This window comes from Paraburkholderia caffeinilytica (genome assembly GCF_046030355.1).
In the GTDB taxonomy this organism is placed as follows: Bacteria; Pseudomonadota; Gammaproteobacteria; order Burkholderiales; family Burkholderiaceae; genus Paraburkholderia; species Paraburkholderia caffeinilytica_B.
The window spans coordinates 236,160-250,119 of record NZ_JAQQCQ010000010.1; the positions used below are offsets into that span (position 1 = coordinate 236,160).

Sequence of the window (13,960 nt, forward strand, 5' to 3'; positions counted from 1 at the left end):
AAGGAGTGCGTGATGCCAGTGGGTCCGTCCCTCTACGACAAGCTGCTTGGCCAGATCGGCGGTGAGCCGCTGCAAGCACACGACGACCGGACACTCGAGATTCTGAGCATCCAGCAGAACATCCGCCGCATTCTCAACGCCCGGGCGGGTGCACTCAAACATCTGCCCGACTATGGACTCCCTGACCTGACGAACATCTACAAGGCGCTGCCCGCTTCGGCGCATCGGCTCAAGCAGCAGATGGAAGCGACACTGTTGATGTACGAGCCGCGTATCAGGTCAATCGATGTGGAATATATCGTCAATACCGACCCCGGCGTGCTGGTGAGCTACGAAATGACGTGTCACCTGAAGAAGGCTGGACTGGTGCGCTTCGGCACGTACTTCGAACCGCCCGGGCGCATGCGCGTGCAGCGTATTGAGCGTGACCCTTGAATGCCTGGGAGACAGTGAAAAACAGGCCGCCAGGGACGATTTCGAACGGTTGCCGATACCCGAACCGCCCCTGTTACTCGCAAAAAATCAATAAACCCCAGCCTCACCAACAGGCCGATTCTTAAACCGCTTATGCACCCAATAATATTGATCAGGAATCCGTCGCACTTGCGTCTCAAGAAATTCTGTAATCCGCCGCGCATCAACGGACACATCATCCGAAGGAAAATTGCTTAACGCGTCGAAGATAGTCAGCTTGTAGCCGCGATAGTCCGGCAAAACCTCGGTCACAAAGGGCACCACCCGCGCGTTGCCGGCCTTCGCCATCCGCGAAACGGAAGTCAGCGTGCAAGCCGGCACGCCAAAAAACGGCACGAACACCGAATCCCGCAGCCCAAAATCCATATCGGCAGCCAGCATCACCGGCTTGCCGTCACGCAGAACCCGCAACGCACGCCGCACGCTATCGCTGCGCGGAATCATCTCCGTGCCGAAACGGCCGCGCTGCCGCTTGGCCATTGCGTCGAGCAAAAGATTCGACATCGGCGTGTACAGCGACGCAACGGGATGCCGCGTCGAATACATCATGCATCCCGCCTCGATACCGACAAAATGGAAACCGACAAAGATCGTCGGTTGCCCTTGCATGTCGGAAAGATCGATCGCGCTCTCCACTTCGACAAGACGCGCCAGCGCCTGCGCATTGCCGAACCACTGCGGGCCGCGTTCGACATAGCTGCGGATCACATGACAGAAATGCGCGCGCGCGAGGCGTTCGCGCGCTTCGTCGCTCATGTCGGGAAAACACAGTTTCAGATTGGTATGCACGACGCGCCGGCGCGTGCTCGGGATCCGGTACAGCAATGCACCGATGCCGGTGCCGATGCGTGCAACAACGCCATAGGGCAAGAAAGCAAACGCGCGCAGCAGACCTGTCATCAGACAGATGAGTATTCGACTTTTCACAAGGCAACGACCCGGTGGATGCTGTGTCTCAAACACGCCGGCCGCGACAACCTGACGGTTGTCCACGGGCGAAGTGGCATGCGCGCGCGTCAAACGGGTCTTACGCAGCGCGGCTTTTGATGATGAGCGTCTCGTTCGCGGCGAGACGCAGCGGTGCTGGAGGTCGAAACCGCTTAGGAATCGAGCATCCGTATTGGACCCAATTATAAAAGCACCGCAGGCGTGATTAAAACACACTGCGGAGGGCGGGCACAAAATCTGCTCGGCGGAATCCGGATAACGCTACAAAAAGCCGCATCAGCATCCCTGCCGTTTCAAAAACGTGTGCGTGCGGCCCGGGCCAGACCGCACGCACTCACTACGCCCGTGGGCGGGCCTCCGAGGGAAATTCCCCGGGAGATTTGAAGGACATCAAGGCTTGTTCGATTCGAACAAATCCATGATCTGCTTCTTTTCATTCGACGAGACGTTCGGCGGCGGCACCGCCGGTGGCGTCATACCCGCCGGCCCCACACCACCGACCGCGTCGCTCGCCCCGGCGGTCGGATTCGCCGAATCCAGCCCGATGCTGGCCACGAAACCATTGCCCGGCGTCATATCCGTATAGAACAGTTCGCCGTCGACCGCGGTCACGCCGTCCGGCTGGGCCGGCTCGCTTTGCGGTATGCCGCGCAGCGCGCGCTGCATGTACTCGACCCAGATCGGCAATGCGAGCTGTGCACCGAACTCGCGGCTGCCGAGACTCTTCGGCTGGTCGTAACCCATCCACGCCACCGCCACCAGCGATTGCTGATAACCGGCAAACCAGCCGTCCTTGGCGTCGTTGGTGGTACCCGTCTTGCCCTGCAAATCCGAACGATGCAGCACGTTGGTGCCCGCGCCCGTGCCTGCCGTAGCCACCGAATGCAGCAGGCTGTTCATGATGTACGCATTACGCGGTTCGAGCGTGCGCGGCGCATCCTGGCCGGCGGTCAACGGCTGCGCCTTCGAGAGCGGCTCGCCGCGGGCATCCGTGACCTCGTTGATCAGATACGGATTGATGCGATAGCCGCCGTTCGCGAACACCGAATACGCGCCTGCCGATTGCAGCGGCGTGACGAGGCCGGCGCCGAGCGCCATCGGCAGATACGGCGGGGTCTTGTCGGCGTCGAAACCAAACCGCTGCGTGACAAAATCCTGCGCGTACTTGGTGCCGATGAAAGAGAGGATGCGGATCGACACCAGGTTCTTCGATTTCTGCAGCGCGAGGCGCAGCGGCATCGGACCGTCCGGCTGGTCGTCGTCCTTCGGTTCCCATGCGTCACCACCCGGCGTGCTCGGCGGGAAGTACAGCGGCGCGTCGTTGATGATCGTGGCCGGTCCGAGCCCCTTGTCGAGCGCTGCCGAATAGATGAACGGCTTGAAGCTCGAACCCGGCTGACGCCACGCCTGCGTGACGTGATTAAACTTGTTCTTGTTGAAGTCGAAGCCGCCCACCAGGGCGCGGATCGCACCGTCCTGCGGGGTGAGCGAAACCAGCGCGCCTTCCACTTGCGGCAGTTGCGTGATCTGCCAGTTGCCCTTGTCGTCGGCGACGAGGCGCACGATCGAACCCGGTTTGATCTTCGTGGCGGCCGCCGCGCGCGCGGAAAGCGCGCCGGCTGCAAAACGCAGGCCGTCGCCGCTGATCGTCACTTCGGTGCCGTCGACCAGTTGCGCCTTCACCTGCTTCGGATTCGCGTCGGTCACCACGGCGGCGATGATTTCGCCATTGTCAGGGTGATCGGTGAGCGCGTCGTCGATGGTCTGATCGCGGTCGTCGCCCGGTGCCGGCAATTGCACGAAGCCTTCCGGTCCGCGGTAGCCGTGGCGCCGCTCGTAATCCATCACGCCCTTGCGCACCGCGCGATAGGCGGCGTCCTGATCGGCGGAATCGATGGTGGTGGTGACATTCAGGCCACGCGTATAGGTTTCGTCCTTGTACTGCGCGTACATCATCTGGCGAACCATTTCGGCGATGTACTCAGCATGCACGCTGTATTCGTTGCCCGGATTCTTGGTGTGGATCTCTTCCTTGACAGCCTGGTCGTACTGGTCCTGACTGATGTACTTCAATTCGAGCATGCGCTTCAGAATGTATTCCTGACGGATTTTCGCGCGCTTCGGATTGACCACCGGGTTGTACGCGGACGGCGCCTTCGGCAAGCCGGCCAGCATCGCGGCTTCAGCCAGCGTGATGTCTTTCAGATCCTTGCCGAAATACACGCGCGCGGCCGCGGCGAAACCGTACGAGCGCTCGCCCAGATAAATCTGGTTCATGTAGACCTCGAGGATCTGATCCTTGGTCAGCGCGCGCTCGATCTTGTACGCCAGCATCATTTCGTAAATCTTGCGCGTGTAGGTCTTCTCGCTCGAGAGGAAGAAGTTGCGCGCCACCTGCATGGTGATCGTGCTCGCACCTTGCGAAGCGCCGCCATGCGTGATGTCGGAAATGCCCGCCCGCAGAATGCCGACGAAGTCGACGCCGCCGTGCTCGTAGAAGCGATAGTCTTCAATCGCGAGCACGGCCTTCTTCATCTGGTCCGGAATGTCCTGGAAGCGCACGATGCTGCGCCGCTCTTCGCCGAACTCGCCGATCAGCACGTGATCGGCGGTGTACACCCGCAGCGGCACTTTCGGGCGATAGTCGGTCAGCGCGTCGAGCGACGGCAGTTGCGGCCCCATCACCACGAGCGCGTAACCGACGATCAGCGCGCCCACCACGGCAATCGTCGCCAGCAGACTGATAAACCAGATGGCGATGGACGCGCCAATAGAACGGCGGCCGGCCTCCCCGTCGCGCGAAGCAGCGTTGCGTCCTGGAGTGCGGTGGTAGGAATCCCGGTCTTCACCAGCCGGAGAATTTGAAGAATGCGGTCGTTTGATGATTGGCATGACTGGAATAGTGGGCGCGTAACTGAACGCCTTTCTGCCCGCGCGCCTGGCGCGTGCATGGATCGTGGTCGTAGCGCGAAAAGGCCGTTACCGCATGCTCAGCCTGACAGCGAGCCAAAGGCTCACAGTAACGCCAGACCAGGCGGTAAAACACGACAATAGCAAACGGACTGCAGGAGGCGTAAAACACCGCGCGGCCCTACGCCCCCGGGCGACCGCACGGCACGCCTGAGACATCGTCCGGCGCAACGTAACAGCGCATTTTAAAGAAATCAGACGCCGTTCAAGATAGTTTTTTTGTAAGAATTCCCTTCGTGCGGGGTCACGGCGGTAGATTGTGGCAGTCTCATCAGCGCCCCCGCGACGCCAGCCAGGGTTATCAACAGAAAACGTGCACAGGCCTGTGGACAACCCCACCGGAAACGCTACAACTCGTTGATGTCACGGGATTTTCATGTCGCGCCCGTTCCGCATCGGCGCAACTCGTCATATGATGGACTCGGCGCGGGGTCGTCACCGACGCGCACGACGGCGTACGCCAGATTCACGCCTTGATTCGCCAATGCCAACAAGTATGCGAGCCGACCATGAACAAGCCCAGCGAACGCATCGTCGTGTTCGTCACGACCGCGCAGAAACGCGCCATTACCGCCGCCGCCGAAAACCTGGGTATTAGCGTCAGCGAACTGATGCGGCGCGCGGTGCTGAGCTTTGGCGCGACCAGCGAGCAGGTGAAAGCGGCCAGCATCGTCGACCGGTTGCGTGCGCCGCGCGCGCCAGACGCGCTCGACGCGGCGCTGCAGCGGGTCGCGCGCGGCACGCGCCATGCACGGGCAGCGCTGCCAGAGAGCTTGCAAACCCACGGCGGCAGCGAATCCGCTGCGCCAGCGGAAAGCGCAGCCGCAGCACAAGCGGATGAATTGTTGGGCACAGCCGCAGGCGCGGGCCCGGCCCCGTTGCTGCCGGCCGGTGTATTGGCCGCCCTCACCGCTACCGCAGAAGAAATAGAAGCCGCCGCGGCAGCCGAAGCCGTGGCGCGCGTCGCCGCTGCCGAAGCGGCCTCCATTGCCCACTCGGCGCAGAAGCCGGACAGCATGGACGCGCCGTTGCGCAACGTGCTCAAACGTCCGCGCGTCGACGCCGCACGCGACGAAGACGATCCGCAAAGCGATCCGAGCACGGAAGGCGGCCGCTTCGCCTGAATCAAAAGTGGCGCGGTCGAGCATGCCAAGTCATCGCGCATTCGTGCGCTGTTGAGGCGCAGACACGCTGTCCACACGTCACGCATTTTCACATCCTGGACACCCGCCGCGCGAACACTCGCCATGCGGATGGCCGCCGCATGGATGCTCACCGCGCGGACACCCGCCCTTTCGCAAAGTTTGCGATTGTGTCATCGCGCCCTTTAAGGCGGTTTTAAGAGAATGCGTGGTGTAATATCCGCGAACGGCTGAATCAGCCACCGCGCGTTTTAACCGCTAAGAGTGTTTGACATTCGGTTTCAAAACGTAAATTTACGGCGCCGCTATTGCAATCGGCGAGTGCGCCCCGAACTCCGGTCCGAACGTTGCGCAGCTTCGCGCGCAGCGGCGTAAAGTAGCACTGGAAAGCAGTTGAAGCGCGTGGGAAATATTCAGCGCCGATTTCATTCTTTGGAGGTTTTCATGTCGCTTTTTGACAGCATTTCGCGCACGCTTAAAGGTCTCCTGAACGACGCAGCCGATTCCGTGCAAGACCCGTCGCGCGATTCGCGCCAGATCGTGCGCGAGCTCGACGAGAGCATCGCTAAAGCCGAGAACTCGCTGATCGAGATTCAGGCACAAGTCGCCACGCAGCAAAGCAAGCGCGATGTCGCCGCCGACAAGGCGAAGAAATACGAAGACGGCGCAAAGCGCGCGCTGCAATCCGGCGACGAAGCCCTCGCGCGTGAAGCCCTCGGTGCACAAGCCACGGCCGAAGCCGAGCGCGATGCACTGGCGAGAGAACTGACCACGCTGGAGCCGTCGGTCGATCAGTTGAAGAGTCAGATCGACGACATGCGCGGCCGTCGTAACGACCTGAACGCGCGCTCAAACATTCTGCAGGCCAAGCAACAGATCGCTCAGGCCAAAGATGTCGCGGCCACGGCGTTGGGCGGGATCGGCGGCAAGAATCTGTCCGAGGATTTCCAGAAGCTGGAGGACAAGGTTGCGTTGTCCAACGCCCGTTCCGACGCGCGTCTGAATTCGGCCGACGTGAAGACCGGCAAGGCGCTCGACGACAAGCTGGCGGATCTGAACCGCGGCCCGTCTGTCGAAGATCGTCTCGAAGCGTTGAAGAAGCAAATCAATACGCCGGCTCAGTAATTGCATCAGCAGCAAATACCGGCAGCCGTTACTAGCGCTGCCGGTGTGCCGGCCGCCGGAACACCGGCCGCCGGAATCGACTGAAGGAGACGGGTGCATCGCACCCGGTCCGCAAATGAAAAAATTTCTCGCAAGCGCATTCGCCTCACTGCTGTTCGTGTCGGCCGCGGCATTCGCTGTGCCGACGGTTCAGCAAATCGAATCCGCCATGTCGCAAGGCAACTGGCAGCAGGCCGATGCCGGTTTGAGCGAAGTGCTGCAGGCGCATCCGAACAACGCACACGCGCACTATCTGTACAGCCAGGTGCTCGATCGCGAAGGCCGGTATGCCGACGCCCTCGCCCAGGTGCAGCAGGCCAAGACGCTCGACCCGCAAATCCGCTTCACCGACCCGACCCGTTTCGCGCAAACCGAAGCGCGCATCCGTAAGGACGCGGAGCGTGCCGGCGGCGCTGCTGGCAATACCACGAGCCGCGCGGCCAATCCGTTCGTGCAACAGAATTCGCCGGCAGTGCAACAGCAATCGGCGATGGTGCCGCAAGCGCCGCAACGGCATGGTCCTGGCATCGGCATGTGGGTTGGCATCATTCTGCTGATCGGCGTAATCGCACTGGTGTTGCGCTGGACCTTGCGCCGCGCCCGCTCGCAAGACGATTCGCGTGCCGACGACGATCGTCGCGTGCAACTCAAGCGCGCCACCGAGATGCTCAACGCCGTGCGCTCCCTGAAGCTCGACGTCAAGCTCTCCACCGCAGCCGGTCATGAGGCGCTGGAGAAGGAAGTCGAATCGACCGAAGACCAGTTGCGCGGTCTCGTCGAAACGCTGTCGAACAGCAAGAATCCGGTGCCGCCCTATCAACTCGACGAACTGGAGCAGCGCATCGACAGCCTGCGCGCCCGCGCCGATGGGCGGCCCGATCCGTATGCCGCGCCGGCCGCCGGCACGCAGCAGTCACCGTATGCGCAGGAAGCCGAGCGTTTCGGCAACCCGCCGCAAGCGCCCTATCCGCCGTCTGGACCGTATCAGCAGCAGCCGCAGGTCATCGTGCAGCAAGGCGGTGGTGGCTTCGGCGGCGGCATGGGCGGCCTGCTGACCGGCGTGCTGCTCGGCGAGGCGCTGAATTCCGGGCGTGAACGCGTCGTGGAGCGCGATGTGATCGTCGACGACGAAACGCGCCGCCGCGGCGGCGACAACGGCGGCGGCCTCGACTTCGGCCAGGGCTCGAACGACTGGAACGACAACAGCGGCGGAGGCGTCGACATGGGCAGTAACGACGACTCCGGCGGCTGGAGCGATACCTGAGACACATCCGGCGTTGCGTGAAATGCAGTAGTCAATCAAACGCTTTCACGCAAGCTGCAATGAAAACAGGCTCCTGCACGGAGCCTGTTTTTTTATGCGGGTTCCTTTTACGCCCCCGCTGACGCTGACATCCTCGCCGGCTCGTGTTGCGCCAGCAGCACCGAACCCGCGAACAGCCGGACAATGAAACGCTCCACGTACGCGACCAGCGCTTCCCGGCGCGCGGCATCGCCGTCGATGTACTCCGCCGACAGATGAAACAGCTGCAGCACGATCTGCGTGCAGACTTCGTCGACGGTTGCACGGGTGAGCGTCGGCATCAGTTCCAGTTGCACGACGTCGTCCGCCATCTCTGCCGATACCTCGTGGAGGTTTGCCCGCACCGCTTCGCGCAGCGCCCGCGACGTGCCGTGATACTCGGCCAGCGCGCTCAGAAACGCCTCGCGATTCTCCAGCGCAAACGCAAAAAACGCCACACACGCGCGACGCGGCACGCTTTGCGGCTCGTCGTGCGCGGCCAGCCAGCGCTCGCGCCGCAGCATCGGCCGCAGGCGGCGGCTCACCGACTCGACTGCCTCGCGCGCCAGGTCGTCGAGCGTGTCGAAATGCCGGTAGAACGTATTGGGATTGAGCCCTGCCTCGCGCGCGAGCTCGCGCAGGCCCAGGCTCGCAAAACTGCGCCCGCCCGCGGTCAGACGCAATGCGGCTTCGATCAGTTTGCGCTTGCCGGGCGGCAGGTCCTGCCCGGCAAAAGCATCATGGTCCGCGGCGAGCGCCGCTTCGGGTACGGGTTTCATGAGCGTTCAGTCGGAGCGCGGCTCGCGCGTTTAATAGTCGTACTCTAAACGATCTTGACGCGAAGTGTACAGTTGTCTACCCTGCGCGTTATGCAGGTGTAGACATATGTAGACACCCCAATTTTTCCTGCCGCTGGAGACCCACCGTGACGCCTGCCTTATCTGCCCAACCTGCCGCGCCACGCATTGCCATTGTCGGCAGCGGATTTGCGGGCATCGGCATGGCGATCCGCCTTCTGCAGATGGGCATCACGTCGTTCACGATTTACGAGGCGGCCGGCGACATTGGTGGCACGTGGCGCGACAACACCTATCCCGGTGCGGCTTGCGATGTGCCGTCGCATCTGTATTCGTTTTCGTTCGAGCCCAATCCGGCGTGGTCGCGTGCGTTCGGCGGCCAGGCGGAAATCTTCGCTTACCTCAAACATTGCGCGCGCAAATATGGCGTCGATCGTTATGTACGCTGCAACGCGAGCGTGGCTGCGGCGCGTTTCGACGAAGCGCGGCAAGACTGGCAAGTCGAGATCGACTCCAATGGCATGCGCGAAAGCATCGAGGCCGACGTGGTGATCGCCGCGAGCGGTCCGCTATCGCGGCCGGCCATGCCGCAGATCGCCGGGCTCGATCGCTTCGAAGGCAAGCTGTTTCATTCCGCGCGCTGGGACCACGACTATCCGCTCGAAGGCAAGCGGGTCGCGGTGATCGGCACAGGCGCCAGCGCGATCCAGTTCGTGCCGCAGATTCAGCCGCGCGTCGCGCAGCTCGACCTGTTCCAGCGCACCGCACCGTGGATCATGCCCAAGCCAAACAAGCCGGTGGGTCCGCGCGCGCATTGGCTGTTCCGCCATCTGCCGTTCACGCAGCGCTTCGTGCGGAGTGCGATCTACTGGCAGCTCGAATCGCGTGCGATTGCGTTCGTCGTCAATCCGAAGCTGATGAAGTTGCCGATGAAGTTCGGCATGAGCTACCTCGAACGGCGCGTCAAGGACCCGGCACTGCGCGCCAAACTGACGCCGAATTACCGGCTCGGCTGCAAGCGCGTGTTGCTGTCGAGCGATTACTATCCGGCGCTCAACCAGCCGAACGTCGACGTGGTGACGAGCGGCATCCGCGAAATCGTCGCCGACGGCATCGTCACTGACGACGGCGCGCATCACCAGGCGGACGCGATCATCTGCGGCACGGGCTTCCAGGTCAACGACGTGGGCGCGCCCTTTGACGTGAGCGGTCTCAACGGCGCGGATCTCGGCGCGATGTGGCTGCGCGACGGGCCGGAGGCCTACCTGGGCACCAGCGTCGCCGACTTCCCGAACTTCTTCATGATCGTCGGTCCGAACACCGGGCTCGGTCACAACTCGATGATCTACATGATCGAGTCGCAGGTGCAGTACATCGCCGATTGCCTGCGCGTATTGCGCCGGCGCAAGGCACGCACGATGAATCTGCGGCCCGACGTCCAGCGCGATTTCAATGCGCGTCTGCAGAAAGAGATGCAGCACTCCGTGTGGGTCAGCGGCTGCCATAGCTGGTATCAGACAAAGAGCGGCAAGGTCACAGCGTTGTGGCCGGGCTTCACGTTCAGCTTTCGCAAACGCACGCGGCGAGTGCGCCCGCACGATTATCGCTTCGCGCCGTAACGCGGCAGGTGGCGGCTGAGGGGCTGGTCGGGATGTGGAGGCTGACTTGGATTTGGACTCAGATGCTGATTGATGCTGATGCAGCGGTAGCGGCAGAAACGCCAACAGAAGCGATCTAACTCGAACTACAGGGAGACAACAACCATGGCAAGCATAGACTCCGCAACGCCCGCATCAGCAGCATCGCTGCCGCCCCGCTCGCTCGCCGCGCGCCTTGGCATCACCAGCGTGCCGCGCGCCGAATTGCAACGGCGCTACACGCAAAGCGGCTCGAAATTCGTCAAGATCATGGGCGCCGACGTGCACTACGTCGATGAAGGCAGTGGTGACACGATCGTGATGATTCACGGCTTCGCGTCTTCGTTGCATACGTGGAATCGCGTCGCCGACGAACTCAAGCGCGAGCATCGCGTGATCCGTCTCGACCTGCCGCCGTTCGGCGTGACCGGACCGTTGCGCTCGAGTACCGGCGAAATCGAAACGATGAATCTGCCGACCTACCGGCGTTTCATCGACACGTTCATGCAGGCCCTCAACATCTCTCGCGCGACGCTGATCGGCAACTCGCTTGGCGGACTGATTTCGTGGGACTACGCGGTACGGCATCGCGAAGCCGTCGAACGGCTCGTATTGATCGACTCCGCTGGTTTTCCGATGAAGCTGCCGATTTACATCGGCCTCTTCAATAGCGCGCTGGTGCGGGTCAGCTCACCATGGTGGCTGCCGGAAGCCATTATCAAAAGCGCCGTGCGCAACGTGTATGGCGATCCGCGCAAGATCGATGCGGTGACGCTGCGGCGCTACGTCGAATTCTTCCACGGCGAAGGCACACGCGAGGCAATCGGCAAGATGGTGCCGACACTCGATTTCAAGGACGTCGATACTGACGTGCTAAAGACACTGAAGGTGCCGTCGCTGGTGCTGTGGGGCGCGAAGGATCGCTGGATTCCGACCGCACACGCAGCCGAGTTCGCAAGCCGCATTCCGGGCGCGAAATCGGTGATGTACCCTGGGCTCGGCCACATTCCGATGGAAGAAGCACCCGAGCGCGTGATGACCGATCTGCACGCGTTTCTCGGCACGAACGCCACGGCTGCGCCAGTAGGTGAAGGCGCGCACCGCACGCCGGTTTGATCTGCTCTGCTCTGCCCGCACGCCGGCCTGATCTGCTCTGGCCGCACGCCCGCCTGATCCGCTCTGGTCGCGCGCCGGTCTAATCCGCTCTGGCCGCACGCCGGTCTGATCTGCTGTGGCCGCGCGCCGGTCCGATCCGCTCTGGCCGCGCGATGCAACGGCCGTCTCGTCGCATCATCTAGCGCGCCCGCCAATTCACCGATTCGCACTTAGGCGCGCACGACCGCGCGATTGACGCACCGTCGACGCACGACGTCGCGCTCTCACCCCCCTCCGAGTAACCGCAGCAGTCCCCAGAGAAACTTGCAGAGCATCACGATCAGCTCCCATAGGTGGTAGAGCTGCTGCCAGCCCGAAACGCGCGCGAAAGAGTCAATCATGGTCCACTGGGGAAAGGGAAAGCCGCAAGACATGGCCCGCATAGCCCCTTGCAGGCCGTGCCGGCCGCGAGGCCGGCCGTCGCACGCGCGCCGCGCACCGGGCCGCACCGACGCCCTGCCGGATCCCACATCATAACGACCGCGGGATACCCCGTATCAAGTTGTTTGTCAGTTTGCCGTCAATACTTCGAGAAGACGCGGCATCCGTGCTGGATGAGCGCGCGAATCGACTCTGCTAACTGCGCCATCAAGGAGACACCACCATGACGCGCTTCAGCTTCCGCCGCGCTGCCCGTTCGCAGACGGTGGTCGGCGACATTGCCGCGCACGCCGGCAAACTGGGCATCGAGATCTGCGACGTATCGGGCCACGTCGACGAAGTGGCCGCACGCGTGCAGCGCCAGGCACAGGTATGCCGCGCGCTGCGCGAATCGGCGGCCGTGACGCTGGCGGGCAACCACCGCATCGCCGCGGCTGCGCGTGAAATGCGCAGCGTGTCGGCTGAAGCCGCAACCGGCGTGCAGGCGTCGCAGGAGACGCTGGAGTCGTCGCTGGCCGACATCCACGGGCTGGTGGAAGGCGTGACGGTGATCGAGAGCCAGATTGGCGCGCTGCGCAGCGCGTTGGCGCACGTGAGCCGCGTCTCCGAGGAGATTTCGCTGATCGCCCGCCAGACGCATTTGCTGGCGCTGAACGCCGCTATCGAAGCCGCGCGCGCCGGCGACTCCGGTAAGAGTTTCGCGGTGGTGGCTGCCGAGGTAAAGAACCTGTCCGCGAAGACCGCGCTGGCGACCGGTCAGATCGAGACGACGCTCGCGCAACTCACCCAGCAGACCGAGCAGTTGATCAACGAGGGCTCGGTGAACACGGCGCGCGCGCATCGGGTGCGTGAAGGCACGCGCAAGATCGGCGATGTCGTGCATGCAACGGGCGATGCGATCACGCAGCTCAACGACGAGGCCGGGCAGATCGCCGCGCTGACCGGCGAGATCGAAACGCAATGCAATGGGCTCGAGGCGCAGGTGCTGGAGATGGCGAGCGGCGTCGAAGACTCGAGCGAGAACTTCGTCCAGGCGAAGGACCGGTTAGGGAATTTGCTCAGCGTATCCGAGACGTTGATCGAACTGACTGCGGCGACGGGGGTAGAGACGACGGATACGCGATTTATCGAAGCCGTGCAGCGGGCTGCGGCCGAGGTGAGCAAAGTATTCGAAGCGGCGGTCGCTCGCGGCGAGGTGTCGATTGAGGATTTGTTTGATCAACGCTACGTGCCCGTTGTTGGGAGCAATCCGGCTCAGTTCGTTACGCGGTTTACTGCTTTTACTGATCGGGTTTTGCCTGCCATTCAGGAGCCCTTACTCGGGCTTGATCCACGTGTGGCGTTTTGTGCTGCTGTCGATGTACGCGGTTATCTGCCGACTCACAATCTGAAGTTTTCTTTGCCTCAGCGCGATGACGTGGTCTGGAATATGGCGAATTGCCGGAACCGGCGGATGTTCGATGACCGGACTGGGATTGCGGCGGCTTCACATGTTAAGAAATTTTTGCTGCAGACGTATCGCCGCGATATGGGCGGCGGAGAGTTTGTTTTGATGAAGGATGCGTCGGCGCCTGTGTTTGTTGCCGGACGGCATTGGGGTGGGGTTCGGATTGGGTATAAGGTTTGAGGTTTTTTTTGCCCCCTGCGGGGGGATTTTGTTTGGGTGCTTGTGGTGGTGGGCTTTCTTTGATCTGGTTGCTCGTGCGGTGCTTGTGGTTGCTGTTGCGGTGCTTGTTGGCTGTTTGCCTCGGGTGTTGGCCTTTCCTTGAATTGCTATTGGTCTATTAGTGTTCGCCCCTGTGCGGGGCAGGCACTTACTTTCTTTGCCGCCGCAAAGAAAGATAAGCAAAGAAAGCGGCTCAAACCGCTAATGCTAAGCGGGAATCGTGGCTTGCAACAGGTAGTGGTGCATCTGGAATCTGTGTTCTCGCACATTCAGCCGCAGTGACAAAGCCATCATCAGCTCCCACTTCGCACTGCGTGCGTCGCGGATGGGTCTGCCTGGGAAAT

General features: G+C 62.2%; 10 protein-coding genes. 7 read left to right on the forward strand and 3 right to left on the reverse strand.

Annotated elements, in window-relative coordinates:
* Window positions 1-12 precede the first annotated feature (12 nt).
* Window positions 13-435 carry a type VI secretion system baseplate subunit TssE gene (gene tssE, locus PQQ95_RS17675; RefSeq protein ID WP_408438670.1) on the forward strand — a complete coding sequence of 141 codons (423 nt, stop codon included), beginning with the start codon at window positions 13-15 and terminating at the stop codon, window positions 433-435.
* An 87-nt stretch (window positions 436-522) separates the two neighbouring features.
* Here the strand turns inward: tssE and PQQ95_RS17680 are convergent, their stop codons facing one another.
* Both PQQ95_RS17680 and PQQ95_RS17685 read right to left on the reverse strand, forming a co-directional pair.
* Complete coding sequence (locus PQQ95_RS17680) at window positions 523-1,374, reverse strand: lipid A biosynthesis lauroyl acyltransferase (RefSeq protein ID WP_408438671.1); 852 nt, start codon at window positions 1,372-1,374, stop codon at window positions 523-525.
* Between the two features lie 438 nt (window positions 1,375-1,812).
* Entirely contained in the window at window positions 1,813-4,314 is a 2,502-nt protein-coding gene (locus PQQ95_RS17685) for a penicillin-binding protein 1A (protein ID WP_408438673.1), read from the reverse strand.
* A 587-nt stretch (window positions 4,315-4,901) separates the two neighbouring features.
* Here PQQ95_RS17685 and PQQ95_RS17690 point away from each other — a divergent pair.
* The 3 genes from PQQ95_RS17690 to PQQ95_RS17700 all read left to right on the forward strand — a co-directional run bounded on the left by PQQ95_RS17690 (window position 4,902) and on the right by PQQ95_RS17700 (window position 7,962).
* On the forward strand, window positions 4,902-5,516 hold the full coding sequence (locus PQQ95_RS17690) for a plasmid mobilization protein (RefSeq protein WP_408438674.1): 615 nt from the start codon (window positions 4,902-4,904) through the stop codon (window positions 5,514-5,516).
* 462 nt (window positions 5,517-5,978) lie between these two features.
* Entirely contained in the window at window positions 5,979-6,659 is a 681-nt protein-coding gene (locus PQQ95_RS17695; protein WP_408438676.1) for a PspA/IM30 family protein, read from the forward strand.
* Window positions 6,660-6,774: 115 nt separating this feature from the next.
* Window positions 6,775-7,962 (forward strand): spectrin repeat-containing protein, encoded by a 1,188-nt coding sequence (locus PQQ95_RS17700; protein ID WP_408438678.1) that lies wholly within the window; start codon window positions 6,775-6,777, stop codon window positions 7,960-7,962.
* Between the two features lie 107 nt (window positions 7,963-8,069).
* On the opposite strand, the gene PQQ95_RS17705 is transcribed toward PQQ95_RS17700, so the two are convergent.
* Window positions 8,070-8,759 carry a TetR family transcriptional regulator gene (locus PQQ95_RS17705; protein ID WP_408438680.1) on the reverse strand — a complete coding sequence of 230 codons (690 nt, stop codon included), beginning with the start codon at window positions 8,757-8,759 and terminating at the stop codon, window positions 8,070-8,072.
* Between the two features lie 146 nt (window positions 8,760-8,905).
* Here PQQ95_RS17705 and PQQ95_RS17710 point away from each other — a divergent pair, with 146 nt between their 5' ends.
* The 3 genes from PQQ95_RS17710 (at window position 8,906) to PQQ95_RS17720 (ending at window position 13,577) form a co-directional block, all read left to right on the forward strand.
* Window positions 8,906-10,396 (forward strand): flavin-containing monooxygenase, encoded by a 1,491-nt coding sequence (locus tag PQQ95_RS17710; RefSeq protein ID WP_408438682.1) that lies wholly within the window; start codon window positions 8,906-8,908, stop codon window positions 10,394-10,396.
* Window positions 10,397-10,540: 144 nt separating this feature from the next.
* The gene (locus PQQ95_RS17715) at window positions 10,541-11,530 is read left to right on the forward strand and encodes an alpha/beta fold hydrolase (protein WP_408438684.1); all 990 of its coding nucleotides are present in this window, start codon (window positions 10,541-10,543) and stop codon (window positions 11,528-11,530) included.
* Window positions 11,531-12,173: 643 nt separating this feature from the next.
* Window positions 12,174-13,577, forward strand: a complete 1,404-nt coding sequence (locus PQQ95_RS17720; protein ID WP_408438686.1) for a methyl-accepting chemotaxis protein — start codon at window positions 12,174-12,176, stop codon at window positions 13,575-13,577.
* The last annotated feature ends 383 nt before the right edge of the window (window positions 13,578-13,960 follow it).

Bases quoted from the DNA above. Each gene is read 5' to 3' on its own strand.
- tssE (WP_408438670.1), top strand. From the start codon at position 13: ATGCCAGTGGGTCCGTCCCTCTACGACAAGCTGCTTGGCCAGATCGGC.
- PQQ95_RS17680 (WP_408438671.1), bottom strand. From the start codon at position 1,374: ATGACAGGTCTGCTGCGCGCGTTTGCTTTCTTGCCCTATGGCGTTGTT.
- PQQ95_RS17685 (WP_408438673.1), bottom strand. From the start codon at position 4,314: ATGCCAATCATCAAACGACCGCATTCTTCAAATTCTCCGGCTGGTGAA.
- PQQ95_RS17690 (WP_408438674.1), top strand. From the start codon at position 4,902: ATGAACAAGCCCAGCGAACGCATCGTCGTGTTCGTCACGACCGCGCAG.
- PQQ95_RS17695 (WP_408438676.1), top strand. From the start codon at position 5,979: ATGTCGCTTTTTGACAGCATTTCGCGCACGCTTAAAGGTCTCCTGAAC.
- PQQ95_RS17700 (WP_408438678.1), top strand. From the start codon at position 6,775: ATGAAAAAATTTCTCGCAAGCGCATTCGCCTCACTGCTGTTCGTGTCG.
- PQQ95_RS17705 (WP_408438680.1), bottom strand. From the start codon at position 8,759: ATGAAACCCGTACCCGAAGCGGCGCTCGCCGCGGACCATGATGCTTTT.
- PQQ95_RS17715 (WP_408438684.1), top strand. From the start codon at position 10,541: ATGGCAAGCATAGACTCCGCAACGCCCGCATCAGCAGCATCGCTGCCG.
- PQQ95_RS17720 (WP_408438686.1), top strand. From the start codon at position 12,174: ATGACGCGCTTCAGCTTCCGCCGCGCTGCCCGTTCGCAGACGGTGGTC.